Genomic DNA, 20377 nt, shown 5'->3' on the forward strand with positions numbered 1-20377 from the left:
CCCCCCATGAACGCACGATGGAGTGCGCGCGGCCTCGCCCTGCTCGGCGCGGTCGCCCTCGCGGTGCCGTTGACGGCGGCGGCCTCGGCTCCGGCTCCGGCCACCGCCGCGGCACCGGCCGCGATGACCGAGGCACCGGCCACCGCCGCGGCGCCGCTGACCAACCTCGACCACCTCGACTTCCTGCTCGGCGAGCCCACCCCGCCCGCCGACGTCGCCGGCCACACCACCTACCGTCTCGCCGAAGAGCCCACGCTCCTCGCGCCGTGGACCTACGCCGACGCGCGCGACGGCGGCACGTTCGAACGCGTCGGCGGCGGCCCGCTCGACCCCGCGACCGGCGACTGGGGGCAGGGCGCGTACAACGCCGACGACACCACCCGCGCCGCCGTGGTCTACCTCCGCCACTGGCAGCAGACGGGCGACGACGGCAGCCGGCACAAGGCGTACGAGCTGCTGCGCACGGTCGCCTACCACCAGACGACCGAGGGACCGGATGCCGGGAACGTCGTGCTGTGGATGCAACCCGACGGCGACCTGAACCCCTCGGCAGAGCCGATCGAACTGCCCGACCCCTCGGACTCCGGCCCCAGCTACTGGCTTGCTCGCACCGTGTGGGCGCTCGGCGAGGGGTACGCGGCGTTCGTCGACGACGACCCCGACTTCGCTGCATTCTTGAAGGAACGTCTCGCCCTGTCGCGTGGTGCGATCGAGCGCGACGTTCTCTCGCGCTACGGCCAGTACGTCGAGTCCGATGGCAAGAGAGTTCCCGCGTGGCTCATCGTCGACGGGGCGGATGCCTCGGCCGAGGCCGTCCTCGGACTGACCGCCGCCGTCCGGGCCGGGGACGACTCCTCGACCACCGCGGCGCGTCAGCTCGCCGAGGGCGTGGCCGCTATGGCATCCGGATCCTCCCGCGAGTGGCCCTACGGCGCGGTGCTGCCGTGGGCGCAGTCGCCGGCCATGTGGCACGCGTGGGGTTCGCAGATGCCCGCGGCGCTCGCCGTGGCCGCCGACGTGCTGGATGACCCCGCCCTGGCAGATCCCGCGATCGCCGACGCGACGGGGTTCACGACGACCCTGCTCACGGCCGGTGGGCCCGACAACGGCTGGTTCCCGAGCCCCACCGACCGGGTCCAGATCGCATATGGCGCCGACTCGCGGGTGCAGTCGCTCGTCGCTCTCGCCGACACGACAGGCTCGTCGGCGTTCGCCGAACTGGCCGGGATGCAGGCTGCGTGGTTCTTCGGCGCCAACCACGCCGGCGCACAGATGTACGACCCCGCGACGGGCGTGACCTTCGACGGTCTGCAGCCCGACGGCACGGTCAACCGCAACAGCGGGGCCGAGTCGACGATGCACGGCCTGCTCACCGCACTCGCGCTCGACGCCCACCCCGACATCGCCGCACGGGCGACGGCGCTGACGTCGGTCGCGGACCGCGTCGGACTGTCGTTCGTCGAAGCCGAGGATGCCACGGCCACCGATGGCACGGTGTCGACGCCGGCGTCGTGGACGGGGGAGTCCAGTTGGTCGGGCGATGCCCTCACCCTGCGCCCGGGGCAGAGCGCCACGTGGGACATCGGTCCCTCGGACTCCCGTCGCTGGGTCGAACCGGTCGTGTTCTCGCAGCCGGGGGAGACGTCTCTCTCGCGCTGGCGCGGGAACGGCGCGCTGAAGGCCACCGGTCCCGCCCAGGGCATTTCGCCCACGGCGGGAGCTCTGCTGCCGCACGCCCTGCGGGTGCCGGTCCCGGAACGGCGCCGCACGGTCGACGTCACCGCGCTGCGCGGCGACCTCGTGCTCGACGGGCTGATCGTTCGGCCGTGGGTGTCGCGCCTGGTGCTGGCGGGCGGTGACAGTCGTAGCGAGCTCGTGCACTCCAGCGCCCCGTCCGCGCAGCGGACGACCGTCTCGGGCGGCGGAACGGTGCGGGTGTACGACGCCCGCGGAGCGCTGCTGCGCACGATCGCGTTCGACGACGAGACGACGGTGGTGCTGCCCGCGGGCGGCTTCGCGATCGCCGAGCGCTGAGCCCCGCGGCCGCGGGCTCGCGCGAGCCGGGTTCGGGGCGCGATTCTCCGTTCGGGGCGGGGGATTCCGCGCCCCGAACGGAAGAACGCGCCCCGAATCGGGGTCGGCTGCGGCTCAGCGGCTGGCGTGCACGGCGCGAACCGGCGTGGGGCGCACCGCGCCGGCATCCTCGTGTCCGATTTCCGCCGGACAGTGTCGGAGGTCGGTGGCAGGGTGGATGCCATGACGATCACCGCGACAGAGGCCCGGGGCTTCGACGAGCGTTACCGGGTGATCCAGTCGCGCGACCGCCGCTTCGACGGGCAGTTCGTGACCGCCGTGCGTTCGACGGGCATCTACTGCCGGCCCAGCTGCCCCGCGCGCACGCCGAAAGAGGCGAACGTGACGTTCTACGCCACGTCCGCGGCGGCGCACGAGGCCGGGTACCGCGCCTGCAAGAGGTGCCTTCCCGAGGCCGCCCCGGGGTCGCCGGCGTGGGACGTCCGCGGCGACGTCGCGGCGCGGGCGATGCGCCTCATCTCCGACGGCGTCGTCGACCGCGAGGGCGTTCCCGGACTCGCGCGGCGCCTGGGCTACTCGGCGCGTCACCTCGGTCGGCTGCTCACCGCCGAACTTGGTGCCGGACCGCTCGCCCTGGCCCGGGCGCAGCGCGCCCACACCGCTCGCGCGCTGCTGGTGGGCACCGACCTGTCGTCGACCGACGTGGCCTTCTCGTCGGGGTTCTCCAGCGTCCGGCAGTTCACCGAGACGATCGGCGAGGTGTTCGGCATGTCGCCCACCGCCCTCCGCGCACGTCGGACGCGGGCCGCCGGGGTGGTCCCGGTCGGCGAGATCGACCTGGCGCTGCCCGTCCGCGGGCCGATCGACACGGTCGGGCTGTTCGGCTGGATGCGGGCGCACGCCGTCCCCGGCGTCGAGATCGGCGGAGACACGTCGTTCGCCCGGGTCGTGCGGCTCCCGGGCGGACCGGCGTGGTTCGAGGTGCGTCGCGGCGCCGATTCGCGGCTGCGTCTGCGCGCCCGGCTGACCGCCCCCGCCGACCTCGGCACGCTCATCGCGCGCGTCCGCCGCCTGTTCGACCTCGACGCCGATCCGCTCGCGATCGACGAGGCACTGGTACGGCACCCCGAGCTCGCGCCCGCCGTCGCCGCGATCCCGGGCGTGCGGGTGCCCGGCGCCATGGATGCCGGGGAGATGCTGCTGCGGGCGATGATCGGTCAGCAGATCAGCGTCGCCTCGGCCCGCACGATGCAGGGCCGCCTCTCGGCCGAGCTGGGAGAGACCACCGAGATCGGTGGCTCGCCGATGACGCTGTTTCCTGAGCCCGCCGTGATCGCGGAAAGCGGCATCGACGTGCTGCGCGGGCCCGAGGCCCGTCGCCGGGCGATCGTCGCGACCGCCGCGGCACTCGCCGACGGCTCGCTCGCCCTGGGTCCCGGCGACGACGGCGCGGAACAGCGCGCCCGTCTCCTCGCGCTGCGGGGGATCGGCCCGTGGACCGCCGACTACGTGCGCATGCGCGTGCTGGGTGACCCCGACGTCCTGTTGCCGGGTGACGTCGCCGCGCGCGCGGGTGCCGCAGCCCTCGGCCTTCCGTCCGACGCCGCCGGATTCACGGCGTGGTCGGATCGGCTCGCTCCGTGGCGCAGCTACGCGATGGCGCACTACTGGTACGCCGCGCCCGTCACCCAGGCGTGGCGCGCGACCGACACAGTCCCGTCTCCCACCGAAAGCGAGCCCGCCCCGTGAGCACCGTGACCGCCGCGACCCTGCAGTTCCTCGACACCCCCGACGGCGCCTTCGCGATCCTCGCCGACGACGCCGACCGCGTGCTGGTCGCGGGCTGGACCGACGACAGGGATGCCATGCTCGCGCGCCTGCGACCCGCCCACCGCCCGGTGACCGTCGTCACGGGCGAGACCCGCGCCGCAGACGCCGTCCGCGCCTACTACGACGGCGACCTCGCCGCGATCGACGGCGTCGAGGTCGCGCAGTTCGGCACGCCCCTGCAGCAGCGGGGGTGGGCCGCCCTGCGCGGTATCCGTCCCGGGCAGCCGCTCACCTACACCGGGTTCGCGACCGCCCTGGGCTCTCCCACGGCGGTGCGGGCGGCGGCATCCATCTGCGCCCGGAACGCGCCCGCGCTGTTCGTGCCGTGCCACCGGGTTCTGCGCGGCGACGGGACGATGGGCGGGTTCGCGTGGGGCGTCGAGGTCAAGCGCCGGTTGCTCGAACGCGAAGCCGCGGGGTGACCCCTCGGGCATCGGAGCCCGCGGCAGCGGACGGCGCCCGTGCCCTCGGATCCAGTCTTGCCTCCAGGGATCCCTCAGGCATATCCTGAAAAGCTGCCGCGTCCCCCGGTGGCTGTGTACCGATCGAGGAGGATGCCATGGACCAGATCGACGCCCCCGTCGTGCGTGCCGCTTTCTCCGCCGTCGCCCGCCCGTAGCGCTCCGACCGCTCGCGCGTCGCACGCCCGGCGGACCTCCGCCGGTTCCCCCCTGGCATCCCCTTTCCCGCGCCCACTCCGGCGCGTCGCTTCGACCCCACGAGGATCATGACCACCGCACCGTCCCGCCCGCATCTCTCGACACCCCGCTCGCTCGCGCGGCTGCTTCCCATCGCCCGGCCCGTGCTCCCGCGCCTCGCACTCGGTGCCGTGAGCGCCTTGGGCGCGAGCGTCCTCGCCCTGGCGATCCCGCTCGTCCTCGAGCAATTGGTCGCCGGTCCCATCGGCTCGGGCGATCCCGGTCAGTTGGCCTGGGGCGCCCTCCTCATCCTCGGGCTGGGGCTGGCCGAGGCCGGCATGGTGTGGTTGCGCCGCTGGTTCGTGCTCGCCCCCGCGACCAAGGTCGAGTACGACCTCCGCCAATCGTTCTACTCGCGGCTGCAGCGTCTGCCCGTCGCCTTCCACGACCGGTGGCAGTCGGGGCAGTTGCTCTCGCGCATGATGCAGGACATCAGCATGCTGCGCCGTTGGCTGGCGTTCGGCCTGATCCTCTTGATCGTCAACGTCCTGACGATCCTCATCGGCGCCGTCCTGCTCTTCCGCTGGCACTGGCTCCTGGGCACGCTCTTCCTGATCGCGTCGGCGCCGCTGTGGTACGCCGGCTACCGCTTCGAGAAGCGCTACGGCGCGCTCGCCCGGCAGAGCCAGGACCAGGCGGGCGACCTGGCCACCTCGGTGGAAGAGAGCGTCCACGGCATCCGCGTCCTCAAGGCCTTCGGTCGTGGGAAGCACGCGCTGCAGAAGTTCACACGGCAGGCGGAGTCGCTGCGCGAGACCGAGCTCGGGAAGGCCCGTGCGATCGGGTGGATCTGGTTCTGGCTCGTGCTGCTGCCCGACATCGCGTTCGCGGTGTGCCTGGGGGCCGGCATCGTGCTGACCCAGCTCGGAGAGCTGCAGATCCCCGAGCTCGTGGCGTTCTTCGCCATGGCCACGGTGCTGCGGTGGCCGATGGAGTCGATCGGCTTCCTGTTCTCGTTCCTGCTGGACGCGCGCACCGCGACCGACCGCATCTTCGAGGTGTTCGACGAGCACAACACCATCGTCGACCCCGCAGAGCCCCGCACGATCGCCGCACCCCGCGGGGAACTCGTGCTCGAGGGGGTCCACTTCCGGTACCAGGATGCCGCGGATTCCGAGCCCGATCTGCTGGACGGGGTCGACCTGAGCCTGCGTCCGGGGGAGACGATGGCGCTCGTGGGGCTGACCGGTTCCGGGAAGACCACTCTCACCACGCTCCCCGGACGCCTGTACGACGTCACGGGCGGGCGCGTGCTGCTCGACGGCGTCGACGTCCGCGAGCTGCGTCTGTCCGAACTCCGTCGGCACGTCGGCATGGCGTTCGAGGACGCGACGCTGTTCTCGCAGACGGTGCGCGAGAACGTGCTGCTCGGCCGGGAAGAACTCCCGCCGGGGTCGCCCGAAGCCGAGGCCGTCCTGCGCGAGGCCCTCGGGGTGGCGCAAGCGCACTTCGTCCACGACCTGCCCGACGGGGTGGACACCGTCATCGGCGAAGAGGGGTTGAGCCTGTCCGGCGGTCAGCGGCAGCGTCTCGCTCTCGCCCGGGCGGTCGCGGCCCGGCCCGCGGTGCTCGTGCTCGACGACCCGTTGTCGGCTCTCGACGTTGACACCGAGGCCCTCGTCGAGGACGCGCTGCGTGAGGTGCTGAGCGAGACCACGGCCCTCGTCGTGGCGCACCGGCCCTCGACCGTGACGCTCGCCGACCGTGTCGCACTGCTGCAGGACGGGCGTATCGCCGCCGTCGGCACGCACTCGGATCTGCTGCGCGAGAGCGACGCGTACCGTCACGTCATCTCGAGCCTCGAAGAGGCCGAGGCCGAGCGCGAGGCGCAAACCGGGGCGATCCCGGTCATCCGATCCGACAGCGGCCGAACCGCCGCGGCCGATGACACCACCTCCGAGAAGGAGCCCACCCGATGAGCGCCACCACCGTCTCCGGGACCAGCGGCGAGGATCGCTCGGACTACACGCGTGACGAGAGTCGCGCGATCCGCCAACGATCCCTGCGTCTGCTGGGCTCGCTCGTGTCGCCGCTGCGCTGGCAGCTCGTGCTCGCCGCCGCCGTGCTCGTCGTCTCGACGGCGTTGCGCGTCGCCGGTCCGGCGCTGATCGCGTTCGGCATCGACAACGCCCTGCCCGCCGTCATCCAGAACAACGACTGGATGCCGACCATCCTCGTCGTCGCGATCTATCTCACGGCCGGCATCGGCGGCGCGGTGCTGATCGGCTGGTACGTCGTGGTCGCGGCGCGCCTCACGCAGGCCGTCATGCTCGACCTGCGAAAGCGCATCTTCCTGCACACCCAGCGCCTGAGCCTGGAGTTCCACGAGTCGTACACGTCGGGCCGCATCATCTCGCGCCAGACGAGCGACCTCGACACGATCCGCGAGCTGTTGGACGGGGGACTGAACGAGCTCGTCTCGGGCGTGCTGTACGGCCTGTTCACCCTCGTCGCGCTGTTCCTCATCGACTGGCAGTCCGGCCTCGTCCTCACCGTCATGGGCCTTCCGCTGTTCCTGCTGATGCGCTGGTTCTACGGGCGGTCGCAGGTGATCTACCGCGAGTCGCGGGTGGTCAGCGCGCAGGTGATCGTGAAGTTCGTCGAGAGCATGACCGGCATCCGCGCCGTGAAGGCCTTCCGCAAGGAGCCGCGCAACGACGAGGAGTTCGGCGAGCTCGCGGGCCAGTACCGCGACGTGAACATGCGCTCGATCCGCCTCTTCGGTACCTTCGAGCCGGCCCTGATGGCCGTGGCATCCGTCTCGGTGGCCCTCGTGCTCCTGTGGGGCGGCGGTCGCGTGATCGGCGGAGCGCTCGAGATCGGTGTGCTCGCGGCGGCCGTGCTGTACGTCCGCAACTTCTTCGCCCCGCTGCAAGAGGTCGCGTTCTTCCTCAACTCGTACCAGTCGGCCACGGCGGCGCTCGAGAAGGTCTCCGGCGTGCTCGAGGAGGAACCCACGGTCCCCGACCCGGTCGACCCCGTCGACCTGTGGAGCGCCCGCGGGCACGTTCGCTTCGACGAGGTCACGTTCGGGTACTCGGAGGAGCGCGTCATCCTGCCGCACTTCTCGCTCGACATCCCCGCGGGACAGACGATCGCCCTCGTCGGCACCACGGGCGCCGGCAAGACGACGCTCGCGAAGCTCATCTCGCGCTTCTACGACCCCACGAAGGGGGCCGTCACGCTTGACGACGTCGACCTGCGGCGGCTGCACCCCAAGGACCTGCGGCGCGCGATCGTCATGGTGACGCAGGAGGCGTACCTGTTCAGCGGGACCGTGGCCGACAACATCGCGCTGGGCAAGCCCGACGCGACGATGGACGAGATCCGTGCCGCTGCCCGGGCGGTGGGGGCCGAGGGGTTCATCGAGAAGCTGCCCGACGGCTACGACACCGACGTGAACAAGCGCGGCGGACGCGTGTCGGCGGGGCAGCGGCAGCTGATCTCGTTCGCTCGGGCCTTCCTCGCCGATCCCGCGGTGCTGATCCTCGACGAGGCGACGGCGTCGCTGGACATCCCCAGCGAGCGCCTCATCCAGGACGCGCTGCAGACGCTGCTGGCCGACCGCACGGCGATCATCATCGCCCACCGGCTGTCGACGGTCGCCATCGCCGACCGTGTGCTCGTGATGGAGCACGGTCGCATCATCGAGGATGACGCCCCGGACGCGCTCATCGCCGGGACCGGCAAGTTCGCGCAGCTGCACGCCTCGTGGCGGGAGTCGCTCGTCTGACGGATCGGAGGACGGATGCCACGGCCCCGGTGCCGTGGCATCCGTTCGCTTGTCGTGCCGAACCTGACGTGTTCGCGGCGCGGGGTGAGCGCCTCTTCCGGGTCGGGTGATTCGGCCCCCGCGTGCCTCGCCGCGTCTCGGCGGCATGTATACATTTCTTCTCGACCCCGTTTCGACGGAGGGTCCCCGCGCTCCGGAAGTGCGCGGGGCAGTGGCGAGGGGATGTATCCGGTGACCGGAGGGGCAGTCGATGCGCGCGATGCGCGCATGGTCGTGGAGTGGATCACGGGCCGGCACGAGTCGTTCCGGCAGGCGGTGTTCTGCGCTCCCGACGCGCCCACCGCTCCGGCAGCGGCAGCCCTCGGCCGCGATGACGTGTTGTTCGTCCCGGCCGACGCGCCCGTCGACACGGTGGCTCATGTCGTCCGCTACAGCGGTGCCTTCGATGAGGTCGGCGACACCCTGCACGTGGCCGGACACACCGTCGAACTCCAGCACTACGCGGCCGCCGCCTACGTCGAGCTCATCGGTCCCACCGCCGTCCGGTTCCTCGACGCCGACGGGTGGAGCGCTTTCCTCGACGACGCCGAGCTCGCCCGTGACGCGGGCGTCTTCACGGCGCCTCTGATCGACGGGCGGCTGCGTCTCGCCGATGCCGCCGTCCTCGACGCCCCCTTCGCCGAGGCGGCCCCGGTCTCGCTCCACGTGCACGGCGACGGCCGCGTGACCGCGGGGGCGCAGGGCGGCGTCGTCGGCCCCGTCGGCACGGCGCTGACGACGCCGGTGCCGCGGTGGACGGCTGTCGCGGGCATCACGGTGCCCGAGCGCGTGGCGGACGACCTCGCGACGCGGCCCTGGCTCGGGCGTTATCGGCACGCCGCCGAGGTGGTCGCGGCGCTGGGACTCGAGCCCGGGGCGGCGTCGATCGACGGATTCGGCTGGTCGGTGCTCGACACAGCCGGCAGGACGCAGCCCCATCCCGACGATCCGTTCCTCGTGACCACGCCCGCAGGACTCCTTCTCGTCGACGTGCGCACGCGTCGTCGACAGCGTGTTCCCGCGGCCACGGCGACGGTCGTGGCGGCGGTGCAGACCTCGCCCGACGTCGCCCGCGCGGCCGAGCGCGTCGCACACGACCTGGGCGTCTCCCTCGGCTCCGCGCGGCGACTCTGCGCCGAGGCGACAGACCTCCTCGGCGTGCGCACGGGCGTCCCGCTGCCCGGCGCTGTCGTCGGGGGAGGGGCATGAGCCCCGTCTGGCCGGCGCTCTCGCCCGCGGACACAGTCGTCGACGCCGGCCGGATCGCCGTGTCCGCATCCGGGCACCGCATCCGTTACGCCGACGGATCGGTCCGGCTGTGCGCAACGAGCGGCCTGTGGAACGTGCCCCTCGGGTATGGGCATGAGGGCATCGCCGAGGCGGTCGCGGCTGCCCTTCGCGACGCGTCCTACCTGTCGCTCTTCCGCGGCGTCCATCGTCCGGCGCAAGAGGCCGCCGATGCCCTGCTCGGTCTCGCCGGCCGCGACGCCTACGAGCGCGTGATCTTCTCCACCGCCGGAGGCGCAGCGAACGATGCCGCGATGAAGCTCGTCCGACAGCATCACCTCGAGCGGGGTGAGCGGGCGCGCACGCTCGTCGTGGGTCTGCGCGGCAGCTACCACGGCACGATGTACGGCAGCCACGCCCTGAGCGGCGACGCGCTCGGTCAGGGCGCGTACGCCCTCGACCGGCGTGCGGTGCGGCACGTCGACCACGCCGACGGCGGGGCGGAGCTGACGGCACTGCTGCGCCGCGAGGGAGCGCGGGTCGCCGCGGTGGTGATCGAGCCGCTCCTGGGCAGCGGTGCCCATCCGGTGGACCGGGCGTTCATCGACGCGGTGCTCGACCTCCGCGACGCGCACGGTTTCCTGCTCGTGGCCGACGAGGTCGCCACGGGGTTCGGGCGCACCGGAGCGCTGTTCGCCTCGGGAGAGTGGTCGCGCCCGCCCGATGTCCTGGTGCTCTCGAAGGCGCTGACCAACGGCGCACTCGGCGCCGCCGCGCTGCTGGTGGGCCCCCGCATCGTGGCCGGCTTCCGCGACCACGGCGCGACGTTCGTGCACGGGGAGACGCAGGCCGGCACACCGGCCGTCGCGGCCGCGATTCGCACCGTCGTCGAGGAGGTCCGCCGCACCGACGTGCGCGCCACCGTCGGCCGGCTGGGCGAGCGGCTGCGCGCGCTCGCCGACGGACTGGTGCGCGACGGGCTCGCGGTCGGGGTGCGCGGACGCGGAGCCTTCCTCGCCGTGGCCCTGGCCGACCACGGTGCGTCGCGACCGCCGGCCACATCGGCGTGGTCGTCCGTTTCGTCGGGAGCGACTCCGCGACTGCCCGCCGAACGCGTGGCAGACGTCGTCGCCGCGATCGGCGACGCGGGCGCGGTCGTGCATCCGGGGGTCGACGGCATCCAGCTCATCCCCGCGTACGGGTTCGACGACGGCGATCTCGCCGAGCTGGACACGGCGATCCGTGCGGGACTCTCGCGCGTGTCGGAGGGCGCCCCGTGACCGCAGCGATCCGGCGACGGCGGTCGACCCTCGTCGCGGGCTCGGCGATCACGCCGGCGGCCTGCGCCGCGATCACGTCAGGCCGCCGCGCGGCGGTCGTGGTCGACGAGCGGATCGCACACCTCGCGCAGGATCTCGAGTCCATCGACACGGTCATCGCGGTCGAACCCGCAGAACTGGATGCCACGGCGGTCGCCCACCTGAGCGAACGCGTGCGCGCCGCTCGGGCGGGGGTCGTCGTCGCGATCGGCGGCGGAACCACGATCGACGCGGTGAACGTCGCCGCGATCGGCGTCTCCGCTCCCCGAACGCTCGACTGGGCGCTCGCCCGCGCCGACGGCGCCCCGGTCGTGAGGATCCCCGAGGGGGATGCCGCGGGCATCGACGTCGTGGCCGTGCCGACGACCGTCGGTACATCGGCGGAGTCCAATGCGGTCGCGATCGTCCGCACGGCCGGAGGGCAGTGCCTCCTGCTCGGCGAGGTGCTGCGGCCGCGGTACGCCGTCCTGGACGACGTGAACTACCGCTCGCTCGATGCCCGCGACGTGCGGGCCGGCTGCCTCGAGGCCCTCCTGCGTCTCGCCGGCGCGAGCACCGCGGCCCGGGCACATCCGCGCGCGACGGCGCACGCGGTGACCCTGGCACGCGCCCTGGTCGGGCTCGGTCACGGCCCGCTCTCGGACGCCGCGCGCCTGCGGATCGCCCGATGCAGCGCGGCCACGCAGCGCAGCGCCGCGCTTCGCGGACGCGCGCCCTTCAGCCCCCGCCACTGGTACCTCGCCAACGAGGTGTCCTTCGTCGCCCGAACGACGAAGATGCGGGCGACGGCGTCGGTCGTCTCCCGCGTGTGGCAGCGCATCGAGGACGGCGACTCCCGCTGGGGATCGCTCGGGCCGCTGGAGGCGTTCTGGCGCGAGGTGGTCCGCGACACGCGGCTCCCGCTCGCTCCGGCGGCCGGCATCGACGCCCTCGTCGCGCGCTGGGGACTGCCGCTCGCGCCGCGCCCGAGCGAGGACGCCCTGGCGTCGATCGCCGGACGGGTGGAGCGGCGGTGGGCACGTCGGGGGCCGGCGCTCCGCGGGATCACGGCCCCCGACGTGCGTGACGTCCTCGATCGAGCGCGATGGGACCCGAACCCGTCCGCCGAGGCGTCACGCCTCCTGCCCCCGCTCGCCCCCGAGAGCAGAGGGAGGAGGTGATGACAATGACGTCTTCCACGCCTTCGCCGCAGCTGAGGTTCGACGAGCTCGACGCCCTCGAGACCCCCAGCTGGGAGAGCTTCTACAAGGGCGTCCTGGGCGGTCTGGCCGTGGTCGGCATCGGTGTCGCGATCGCCACGTGACGCTCAGCCGCTCGTCCGACACGACCCCGAGGAGGTGACATGCACATGACGCCCACGCTGGAGTTCGTCGAGCTCGACTCGATGGACGCCCCCGACGACGGATGGGACTGGTTCCGCGGCTTCAGCTACGGAGTGGCCCTGGGGTTCCTCGCCCTTTCCGCCACCTGAACCCGCTCACGGATGCCGCGCCCGCGGCATCCGGTCCTTGTCGGCACCCGAGGAGGTGACACATGACCAACGATCTCGCTCTGCGCTTCGACGAGCTCGACGAGCTCGACGCCCCGATGGAGTGGTGGGAGCACGCCAGCTACATCATCGCCATCGCCGCCGCGACGGTCGCCATCGCCACCTGATCGCCGCCGTCGAGGGGGAGACGCCCCGTACGTGTCCCCCTCGACGGTTCCGCAGCCCACCGCCCCCGGAACGAGGATCCATGACCGCTCCGCTCACCCTGTCCGTGCACCGACTCCTGGACGACGCCGGTCGTCGCGCCGAGCCCCGCGACGTGTACGCGGGCGACGGCGCGCGTTTCTACGACGAGCTCGTCGGTCCCGACAGGTCCGAGATCGGGGAGGTCCTCGCCGTGGCGCGTCGCAGCGGACCCGCGGTGCTCGACCTCGCGGCCGGAAGCGGCCGGGTCACGCTCCCGCTCCTGCGCGTCGGGAAGTCCGTCACCGCCCTCGACCTGTCGCCCTCCATGCTGCAGCGGCTGAGCGATGCTCTGCCGCCGGGTGCCCGCTGCGACCTCGTCGTCGCGGACATGCGCGCCTTCGACCTCGGCCGCGAGTTCGACCTCGTGGTGATCGCGGCCACCTCGATCACCCTGCTCGACCGCGACGATCGCCGGCGCCTGTTCCGCGCCGTCCGACGCCACCTCGCGCCGACCGGCACCCTGCTGCTGTCGGTCGCGGGGGATGAGGCACTGCGCGCTCTGCGCACATCGGGCGATCGCGAGATCTCGGTCGCATCCGGCGACCGCGTGACCCGCTACCTGCAGTCGCAGCAGGTCGAACCCGACGGTTCCCGCCGGGTGGTCAACTGGATGCCACTCCCGCTGCCCGCGCCCCCAGAGCCCGTGCCCGTGCTGACCACCCGTCTGCAGCTGCTCGATGCTGCGACCGTCGCGGCCGAGTTGGAGCAGAACGGATTCCGCCCGCCCGCGACGATCCCCGTGCGCAGCCCCGGGGTCGCCGACGGCGAGGGCATGCTCCTCCTGCGCACGGGGGTCGACCACGGAGGTGCCCATGACGCGTGAGGCGCGGACCCCCGAGGTCGCCGCGAGTCCGCGGGTGTCGGCATCCGTCCGTCTCGAACCCGGAGCAGACACGGACCGCTGGCTCGTCACGGTCGACGGCGTGCCGGTCTCGCGCGTGTCGACCCCGGTCGCGCAGACGCTGCGCGCGATGGACGGGTCGACCAGCGTCGACGAGCTGCGTCGACGCTTCGCCCCCGCGCACTCCGCGGCGGAGTTCGCCGACCTCCTGGACCGATTCCGGCGCGCCGGTCTGCTCCACGGATCCGAGCGGCGGACGGCCGGGCGTGTGACCTATCGCCCGCCGCTGACGATCCAGTTCGCGACCCTGCGCGCCCCCCAACTCTTCGCCGTGTTGCATCGCGTGCTTCGTCCGGCCCTGGTGGGGTGGATGCGGTGGCCGATCGCGGCGGTCATGCTCCTCGGCGGGATCGCGCTGGTCGTGCAGTCCGGCGAGGCGATGACGGCCCTCGCCTCTCCGCTTCCGCTGACCGACGTGCTCGTGGTCGCTCTCGTCCTGGTGTGCGCGACTTTCGCCCACGAGGTGGCGCACGGAGTGAGCCTCGCGCACGCGGGCGCACGGCCCCGCCGCGCCGGCGTGATGCTCCTGTACCTGGGTCCGGCGTTCTTCGTCGATGTCACGGATGCCTGGCGGCTGCCCTCCCGGGCGTCCCGTGTCGTGATCGCCCTCGCCGGCCCCGCGGTGCACGCCGTGCTCGCCGGAGCCGCGTCGCTGTGCGCGCTCGCGGCCGTTGACGCCGACACGCGCCGGACGCTGCTCCTGCTCGCGTGCGCGTGCGCGACCGTCGTCGTGGTCAACCTCGTGCCGTTCGTCCGGTTCGACGGCTACATCGCGCTGATGAGCGCGATCGACGAGCCGAACCTTCGCGCGCGCACGATGGCCGACGCCGGGGCGGCCGCCCGGCGGGTGCTCTTCGGCGCCGAGCGCGAACCGCGGGCACTGGCGCGGTGGTGGAGCGTGCCGTTCGGCGTGCTCAGCGTCCTCGTCCCCACCGCGCTGGTGTGGTTCGCCCTCGAGCGCGCCGTGGGTGCCCTGTCGGGGGCGGGCCCGGTGGGCGCACTCCTCGTCCTGGTGCTGCAGGTCGCGATCCTCCTCGCGGTCGGCGTTCCGGTGGTGCGGTGGCTCGCGGCCGGCGCACGCAAGGGGCGGGGGCGCGTGCGGTTCCTCCTGGTCGGGGCGACCCTCGTTGCCGCGATCATCGGGGCGGCCGGGGTGATCCCTGTCGCGGACGTGCGCTCCGCGGGCTTCGCCGTCGATGGTGCGCGCACGCTCCTGGTCGTGCCCGCCGACTCGGCCGCAACCGTCCCGCTCGACGACGGCACCCCGGTCGTGCTCTCCACCCGGGGCATCCTCGGCGACGCGCCCGTGGCCTCGGGGATCGCGCATCCGGAGCATCCGCGATCGCACGCGGCGCCGATCTCGGCTTTCGCCCCCGTGGAGGTCTCCGGTGTCGAGGTCGATGCCGTCGCCGTCGGAGTGATCGACCTGCCCGTCGACGCGGTGATCCCGGCGGGCGGACGCGCGGTCGTGCACCTCGGCACGCGCTCTCTGCTCTCGCACGTGTGGTCCACCCACGTGGCCGATCCCGTCTCGGCACTTCTCGCCTCGCTGTTCCCCTCGCTCGACGACCCTCAGGAAGACCGGACATGACCGACAACGCCATCGAGGTGCGCCACCTCACCAAGACCTACGGTTCGCGCACGGCCGTCGACGACGTCTCGTTCGCGGTGCGCCGCGGCAGCATCGTCGGGCTGCTCGGACCGAACGGGGCGGGCAAGTCCACGACGCTCCGCGCCGTCGTCGGTCTGTCCGCACCGACCGACGGAGCGGCCCTCATCGACGGTGTGCCTTTCGCTCGTCTCGCCCAGCCGTCGGCGCACGTCGGTGTGCAGATGGACGGATTCGGCTTCGAGGTCGGCATCACCGCCCGACGCCACCTCGAGATCGCGCGCCTCGCCGTCGGCGCGCCGCGTCGTCGCGTCGACGAGGTGCTCGACGAGGTCGGGCTCACGAACGATGCCCGCCGGCGGGTGAAGTCGTTCTCCACCGGGATGGTCCAGCGGCTCGGACTCGCCGCGGCGCTCATCGGCGCGCCTCGCACGCTGGTGCTCGACGAGCCCTCCAACGGCCTCGACCCCGACGGCATCCGTTGGCTGCGCCGGTACCTCCGCGCGTTCGCCGCGGACGGCGGCTCGGTCCTCGTCTCGAGTCACCAGCTCGCCGAGCTCGAGCACACGGTCGACGAAGTCGTCATCCTGAACCGGAAGGTGCTGTACTCCGGAGCGCTCGCCGATCTCGTACGCGGAGACGGCGACTCCCTCGAGGACCGCTACTTCGACCTCGTCGAAGGGACCCGGGCGTGATCGGGGCGATTCGGGCCGAGATCCTGCGCGCCCGCAGCGGGGCCAATACGCTGGCGGTCCTCCTGCTGGCGGGGTTCATCCCCGTCATCATCCTCACCAGCGACGACACCCTGGGCCGCATGACGAGCCTGGATGCCGCGCACGCGGCGCCGCTGCTCTTCGCTCCGGTGGCGTGGACGTTCGTCGTGGCGGCGTTCGCGGGCGCCTTCGGCGTCACCCGCGAGTTCTACTACGGATCGATGGGCAGATCCATCGTGCAGGTCGGATTCACGCGGGCGTTCCTCGGCAAGGGGGTCGCGGCGGTCGTCGTCGGCCTCGTGCTCACCGCCGGGCTGGTCGCGGTGTGGTGCGGCGTCGTGGCCGTTGTGCTGGCGGTGAACGGGCGGGCTTTCGCGGTGCCCGCGGCGGCGTTCTCGACGGTGCTCGGGGCGTTCCCGGCGGCGCTCCTCGGGGCGGTGATGGGCGCGTCGATCGGCTGGATCGTCGGCAACTACTACGTCGCGGCGGCGATCGTGCTGGCCGGTCCGATCGCCTTCGAACTCGCGCTGCTGGGCACCGCGCCCGATGTCGCGCGGTTCCTGCCGGGACTGTCGCTCGCGGCCCTGGCCTCGCCGCAGAACCACCCCGGTCTGCTCGCGCCGGGTGCCGGCCTGGCGGTGGCCCTGGCCTGGACCTTCGCCCTGACGGTGTGCGCATGGGTCGTCGGACGTCGGAGGTTCACGTGACCGGTGCCGCACTGCCCACCGCATCGTTTCCGGTGCGGATGGGGCGCGCACTCGCCGCGCAGGGCCGGAGCTTCGCGGCGGACCTGCCACTCGCCGGGGTCTGCGCGGCGGCGCTGGTGCTGTCGGCCTCGATCGCGGCCGGCATCCCCGGCGACGCCGCCGGCGCCCCCGACGACGCGAAGGCGCTGGTGGTGGGGCCGCTGTCGACCGTGATCGGTGTGTACGCCGCCGTGATGGCCGCGATCTACGGCTCGTTCCGCTACACGATCGACCGCCGCACGGGAGTCGTGGCGCAGCGTGCCACGCTGCAGCCTCGCCGCTGGGCCCTCACCGGGCGGGTCCCGTTCATCGCGCTCGGGGGCGCGCTCGTGGCCGCGACCGCGGTGCTCGGCGGGCGACTCGCGCTGGCACCCGCCTTCGGTCTCGTCGGGCTCGACGCCCCCGCCGTCCTCGCCGTCCTCGGCGTGGGAGGAGCCTCGGCCGTATGGGGACTCGGCGTGGGGCTCCTGGTCCAGGCGCATCTCCCGGCGTTGTTCGTCGCGCCGTTCTCGCTCAGTATCGCGTTGATGGGGGCGCCCCTGTGGCCCGACATCGTGGCCTGGTTGCCGCTCCCCGCGATGCTGCGCGCCGTCGGCCTCGACCTCGCCGCGCTGGGCATCGGTGATTCCGTCGGTCCGACGCCGGAGGTCGCGGTCGCGGTCGCTGCGGCCTGGGTCGCGGCTGTACTGACGGCGGGCGCGTGGTCGTTCGTGCGCCGCGATCTCCGCTGACGCCGTACCCGCGGCTCACCGCCGCGTCAGATGTGGACGCGGCCGATGGTCTCGCCGTACTCCGTCTCTCCGACGGGCTCGAAGCCCGCGCGGAGGAAGAACGCCTCGGGGCCGCCGACGCCCGGTTCGTAGATGACGTCGACGTGGTCCATGCCGCGGGAGCGTGCCTCGTCCAGCAGGGCCCGGAGGGCGTAGCGACCGACGCCGCGTCCCTGTTCGTCGGCGTCGACGTTGATGCGCCACAGCACCGAGCGGAAGTGCTCCTCGTGCGCCTCGGGGTCGAAGTTCGCGCTGACGAACCCCACGACCTCGTCTCCGTCGAGCACGACACGCTGCCACGACGTCTGCGGATCCATGACCGTCGCGGCGATGCCGTAGCTCACCGGAGCGAGGAACTGCTCCTGTCCGGGCTTCAGCGACAGCGTGTTCACCGCCACGATCGTGGAGGCGGAGAGTTCGACGAGACGAAGGTCGGCCATGCGCCCAGGCTATCCGCCCCGCCGATCCGCGCAACATTTCGGATGCCATCGCCCGGCCGACGATTAGATGAACGCCGTTCGCGGACGGCGTTCATCGGGGCCCGAGCGCCGCCCCGGGCGCCGCGGGGACACCCCCAACTATCTCGACATCAAGAGACTTTGCCGCGGTGCGATAGGCTGAAGAGCAACCCTGGCCGCCTCTACGGAGAGATTCGACGTGCCCGATTCCACCATCATCTACACGTACACCGACGAGGCGCCGGCGCTTGCGACCGCGTCCTTCCTGCCCATCGTGCAGGCTGTCACGACCCAGGCGGGCGTCGACGTCGAGACCCGCGACATCTCGCTCGCCGGACGCATCCTCGCGGCGTTCCCCCAGCGCCTCACCCCCGAGCAGCACGTGGGCGACGCGCTCGCCGAGCTCGGCGGCCTGGCGACGCTCCCCGAGGCCAACATCATCAAGCTGCCGAACATCTCGGCATCCATCCCGCAGCTGAAGGCTGCGATCGCCGAGCTGCAGTCGCAGGGCTACGACATCCCCGACTACCCCGAAGACGCCTCGAGCATCGACGACAAAGACGTGCGGGCCCGCTACGACCGCATCAAGGGCTCCGCGGTCAACCCGGTGCTGCGCGAGGGCAACAGCGACCGGCGTGCCCCGCTCGCGGTGAAGAACTACGCCAAGAAGCACCCGCACCGCAACAAGCCGTTCGCCGAGGGCTCGAAGACCCGCGTCGCGACGATGGACCACGACGACTTCAAGAGCAACGAGAAGTCGTGGGTCGCCGCTCACGACGACGTGCTCACGATCCGCCACACGGCGGCCGACGGCACCGTGACGGTCCTGAAGGACTCGCTGAAGGTCCTCCCGCGCGAGATCATCGACGCCACGTTCCTCTCGGCCGCCGCGCTCGACGCGTTCCTCGCCGAGACGGTCGCTCAGGCCAAGGCCGACGACGTGCTGTACTCGGTGCACCTCAAGGCCACGATGATGAAGGTCAGCGACCCGATCATCTTCGGCCACGTCGTCAAGGCGTACTTCGCCGACGTGTTCGCGCAGTACGGCGAGAAGCTCGCCGCGGCGGGCCTGAACCCCAACAACGGTCTGGGTGGCATCCTGTCGGGTCTGTCGTCGGTCGAGGGCGGCGATGAGATCGCCGCAGCGTTCGAGAAGGCCGTCGACGAGGCCGCGCGCCTGTCGTACGTCAACTCCGACAAGGGCATCACGAACCTGCACGTTCCGTCCGACGTCATCGTGGATGCCTCGATGCCGGCGCTCGTGCGCAACGGCGGCAAGCTCTGGGGCGCCGACGGGGGAGAGGCAGACACCCTCGCGGTCATCCCCGACTCCTCGTACGCGGGGGTGTACCAGGCCGTGATCGACGACGTCATCGCCAACGGTCCGCTGAACCCGGCGACGATCGGCACCGTGCCCAACGTCGGACTCATGGCCCAGGCGGCCGAGGAGTACGGCAGCCACGACAAGACGTTCGAGATCGCTGCCGACGGCCGCGTCGAGATCGTCGACGGTGATGGCAACGTCGTCATCGAGCACGACGTGCAGGCGGGCGACATCTGGCGCGCGACGCAGACCAAGTACGTCGCGATCGTCGATTGGGTGGGTCTGGCCGTGCGCCGCGCCCGCGCCACGAACGTCCCCGCCGTGTTCTGGCTCGATGTCAACCGCGCCCACGACGCGCAGATCATCGCCAAGGTCTACCAGGCGCTCGCGACGATCGACACGCACGGTCTCGAGATCCTGATCCTCCCGCCCGCCGAGGCGACCCGCTACACGCTGGCGCGTCTGCGCCACGGCCTGGACACCATCTCGGTGACCGGCAACGTGTTGCGCGACTACCTCACCGACCTGTTCCCGATCCTCGAGGTCGGCACGAGCGCCAAGATGCTCTCGATCGTTCCGCTGCTCGCCGGCGGCGGTCTGTTCGAGACCGGAGCGGGCGGCTCGGCGCCGAAGCACGTGCAGCAGCTCCTCGAAGAGAACTACCTGCGCTGGGATTCGCTCGGCGAGTTCTTCGCCCTCGCGGCCTCGCTCGAGCACTACGCCGGCTTCACCGGCAACGCCCGCGCGCAGGTGCTCGCCGACACCCTGGATGCCGCGACCGGCACGTTCCTCGAGAACGACAAGTCGCCCGGCCGTGCGCTCGGCACGATCGACAACCGCGGCAGCCACTTCTACCTCGCCCTGTACTGGGCGCAGGAGCTGGCGCGGCAGACGACGGATGCCGAGCTCGCCTCCGTCTTCGCCCCCGTCGCCGAGGCCCTCGCCGCGAACGAAGACACGATCGTCGCAGAGCTGAACGCGGTCCAGGGCCACGCGGCCGAGATCGGCGGGTACTACCGTCCCGACACCGCGCTGGTCGAGAAGGTCATGCGTCCCTCCGCGACGCTGAACGGCATCATCGACGCCCTGCGCTGAGACGGAACCCGAGAGGGGCGGATGCCAGCGGCATCCGCCCCTCTTCCGTTCCCGCCGCGCCCGCATGACTCCGGCAGTATCGGCGGTGGTGGCGGTGGCGGTGGCTGGCTGTTCCGCCGCGCCCGCATGCCTCGGCAGTCTCGGCG

The 20377-nt window shown here is 72.3% G+C and carries 18 protein-coding genes; 17 read left to right on the plus strand and 1 reads right to left on the minus strand.

Annotation, left to right across the window (positions count from 1 at the left end):
* The first annotated feature begins 6 nt into the window (after positions 1-6).
* From FE256_RS13595 to FE256_RS13655, 16 genes are all read left to right on the plus strand, one after another.
* Complete coding sequence (locus FE256_RS13595; protein WP_138176532.1) at positions 7-2034, plus strand: hypothetical protein; 2028 nt, start codon at positions 7-9, stop codon at positions 2032-2034.
* Between the two features lie 222 nt (positions 2035-2256).
* Positions 2257-3783 carry a DNA-3-methyladenine glycosylase 2 family protein gene (locus FE256_RS13600; protein WP_138176507.1) on the plus strand — a complete coding sequence of 509 codons (1527 nt, stop codon included), beginning with the start codon at positions 2257-2259 and terminating at the stop codon, positions 3781-3783.
* A 5-nt stretch (positions 3784-3788) separates the two neighbouring features.
* On the plus strand, positions 3789-4286 hold the full coding sequence (locus FE256_RS13605) for a methylated-DNA--[protein]-cysteine S-methyltransferase (RefSeq protein ID WP_138176534.1): 498 nt from the start codon (positions 3789-3791) through the stop codon (positions 4284-4286).
* A 305-nt stretch (positions 4287-4591) separates the two neighbouring features.
* Entirely contained in the window at positions 4592-6481 is a 1890-nt protein-coding gene (locus tag FE256_RS13610; RefSeq protein ID WP_138176509.1) for an ABC transporter ATP-binding protein, read from the plus strand.
* Entirely contained in the window at positions 6478-8295 is a 1818-nt protein-coding gene (locus FE256_RS13615; RefSeq protein ID WP_138176511.1) for an ABC transporter ATP-binding protein, read from the plus strand. Before FE256_RS13610 ends, FE256_RS13615 begins: the two co-directional genes overlap by 4 nt.
* A gap of 231 nt (positions 8296-8526) precedes the next feature.
* Complete coding sequence (gene mpaB / locus FE256_RS13620) at positions 8527-9543, plus strand: daptide biosynthesis RiPP recognition protein (protein ID WP_138176513.1); 1017 nt, start codon at positions 8527-8529, stop codon at positions 9541-9543.
* A complete protein-coding gene (mpaD, locus tag FE256_RS13625) occupies positions 9540-10841 on the plus strand; it encodes a daptide-type RiPP biosynthesis aminotransferase (protein ID WP_138176515.1) in 1302 nt (433 codons plus the stop codon). The genes mpaB and mpaD overlap by 4 nt, the downstream gene beginning before the upstream one ends.
* Entirely contained in the window at positions 10838-12040 is a 1203-nt protein-coding gene (locus FE256_RS13630; RefSeq protein ID WP_138176517.1) for an iron-containing alcohol dehydrogenase, read from the plus strand. The genes mpaD and FE256_RS13630 overlap by 4 nt, the downstream gene beginning before the upstream one ends.
* 5 nt (positions 12041-12045) lie before the next feature.
* A complete protein-coding gene (gene mpaA1, locus FE256_RS18225) occupies positions 12046-12183 on the plus strand; it encodes an MpaA1 family daptide-type RiPP (protein WP_171024342.1) in 138 nt (45 codons plus the stop codon).
* 39 nt (positions 12184-12222) lie between these two features.
* On the plus strand, positions 12223-12351 hold the full coding sequence (mpaA2, locus tag FE256_RS18585) for an MpaA2 family daptide-type RiPP (protein ID WP_289508589.1): 129 nt from the start codon (positions 12223-12225) through the stop codon (positions 12349-12351).
* Positions 12352-12413: 62 nt separating this feature from the next.
* Positions 12414-12536, plus strand: coding sequence for an MpaA3 family daptide-type RiPP (gene mpaA3, locus FE256_RS18590; protein WP_289508590.1), 123 nt, complete (start codon positions 12414-12416; stop codon positions 12534-12536).
* A gap of 80 nt (positions 12537-12616) precedes the next feature.
* The gene (gene mpaM, locus FE256_RS13635; RefSeq protein WP_138176519.1) at positions 12617-13438 is read left to right on the plus strand and encodes a daptide-type RiPP biosynthesis methyltransferase; all 822 of its coding nucleotides are present in this window, start codon (positions 12617-12619) and stop codon (positions 13436-13438) included.
* A complete protein-coding gene (gene mpaP, locus FE256_RS13640; RefSeq protein ID WP_138176521.1) occupies positions 13428-15107 on the plus strand; it encodes a daptide biosynthesis intramembrane metalloprotease in 1680 nt (559 codons plus the stop codon). The genes mpaM and mpaP overlap by 11 nt, the downstream gene beginning before the upstream one ends.
* A complete protein-coding gene (locus tag FE256_RS13645) occupies positions 15104-15820 on the plus strand; it encodes an ABC transporter ATP-binding protein (RefSeq protein WP_138176523.1) in 717 nt (238 codons plus the stop codon). The genes mpaP and FE256_RS13645 overlap by 4 nt, the downstream gene beginning before the upstream one ends.
* The gene (locus tag FE256_RS13650) at positions 15817-16545 is read left to right on the plus strand and encodes an ABC transporter permease (RefSeq protein ID WP_138176525.1); all 729 of its coding nucleotides are present in this window, start codon (positions 15817-15819) and stop codon (positions 16543-16545) included. Before FE256_RS13645 ends, FE256_RS13650 begins: the two co-directional genes overlap by 4 nt.
* A complete protein-coding gene (locus FE256_RS13655) occupies positions 16542-17315 on the plus strand; it encodes a hypothetical protein (protein WP_138176527.1) in 774 nt (257 codons plus the stop codon). Before FE256_RS13650 ends, FE256_RS13655 begins: the two co-directional genes overlap by 4 nt.
* Positions 17316-17341: 26 nt before the next feature.
* Here the strand turns inward: FE256_RS13655 and FE256_RS13660 are convergent, their stop codons facing one another.
* The gene (locus tag FE256_RS13660) at positions 17342-17794 is read right to left on the minus strand and encodes a GNAT family N-acetyltransferase (RefSeq protein WP_138176529.1); all 453 of its coding nucleotides are present in this window, start codon (positions 17792-17794) and stop codon (positions 17342-17344) included.
* Positions 17795-18011: 217 nt separating this feature from the next.
* On the opposite strand from FE256_RS13660, the gene FE256_RS13665 reads away from it, so the two are divergent.
* Positions 18012-20231, plus strand: a complete 2220-nt coding sequence (locus FE256_RS13665) for an NADP-dependent isocitrate dehydrogenase (RefSeq protein WP_138176531.1) — start codon at positions 18012-18014, stop codon at positions 20229-20231.
* Positions 20232-20377: the final 146 nt, after the last annotated feature.

Source organism: Microbacterium sp. 5K110 (genome assembly GCF_005774735.1).
Classification (GTDB): Bacteria; Actinomycetota; Actinomycetes; order Actinomycetales; family Microbacteriaceae; genus Microbacterium.

What these genes read in the sequence shown, in the direction of transcription:
- FE256_RS13595 (WP_138176532.1), top strand. Translation starts at nt 7, where the DNA reads ATGAACGCACGATGGAGTGCGCGCGGCCTCGCCCTGCTCGGCGCGGTC.
- FE256_RS13600 (WP_138176507.1), top strand. Translation starts at nt 2,257, where the DNA reads ATGACGATCACCGCGACAGAGGCCCGGGGCTTCGACGAGCGTTACCGG.
- FE256_RS13610 (WP_138176509.1), top strand. Translation starts at nt 4,592, where the DNA reads ATGACCACCGCACCGTCCCGCCCGCATCTCTCGACACCCCGCTCGCTC.
- FE256_RS13615 (WP_138176511.1), top strand. Translation starts at nt 6,478, where the DNA reads ATGAGCGCCACCACCGTCTCCGGGACCAGCGGCGAGGATCGCTCGGAC.
- mpaD (WP_138176515.1), top strand. Translation starts at nt 9,540, where the DNA reads ATGAGCCCCGTCTGGCCGGCGCTCTCGCCCGCGGACACAGTCGTCGAC.
- mpaA1 (WP_171024342.1), top strand. Translation starts at nt 12,046, where the DNA reads ATGACGTCTTCCACGCCTTCGCCGCAGCTGAGGTTCGACGAGCTCGAC.
- mpaA2 (WP_289508589.1), top strand. Translation starts at nt 12,223, where the DNA reads ATGCACATGACGCCCACGCTGGAGTTCGTCGAGCTCGACTCGATGGAC.
- mpaA3 (WP_289508590.1), top strand. Translation starts at nt 12,414, where the DNA reads ATGACCAACGATCTCGCTCTGCGCTTCGACGAGCTCGACGAGCTCGAC.
- mpaM (WP_138176519.1), top strand. Translation starts at nt 12,617, where the DNA reads ATGACCGCTCCGCTCACCCTGTCCGTGCACCGACTCCTGGACGACGCC.
- mpaP (WP_138176521.1), top strand. Translation starts at nt 13,428, where the DNA reads ATGACGCGTGAGGCGCGGACCCCCGAGGTCGCCGCGAGTCCGCGGGTG.
- FE256_RS13645 (WP_138176523.1), top strand. Translation starts at nt 15,104, where the DNA reads ATGACCGACAACGCCATCGAGGTGCGCCACCTCACCAAGACCTACGGT.
- FE256_RS13660 (WP_138176529.1), bottom strand. Translation starts at nt 17,794, where the DNA reads ATGGCCGACCTTCGTCTCGTCGAACTCTCCGCCTCCACGATCGTGGCG.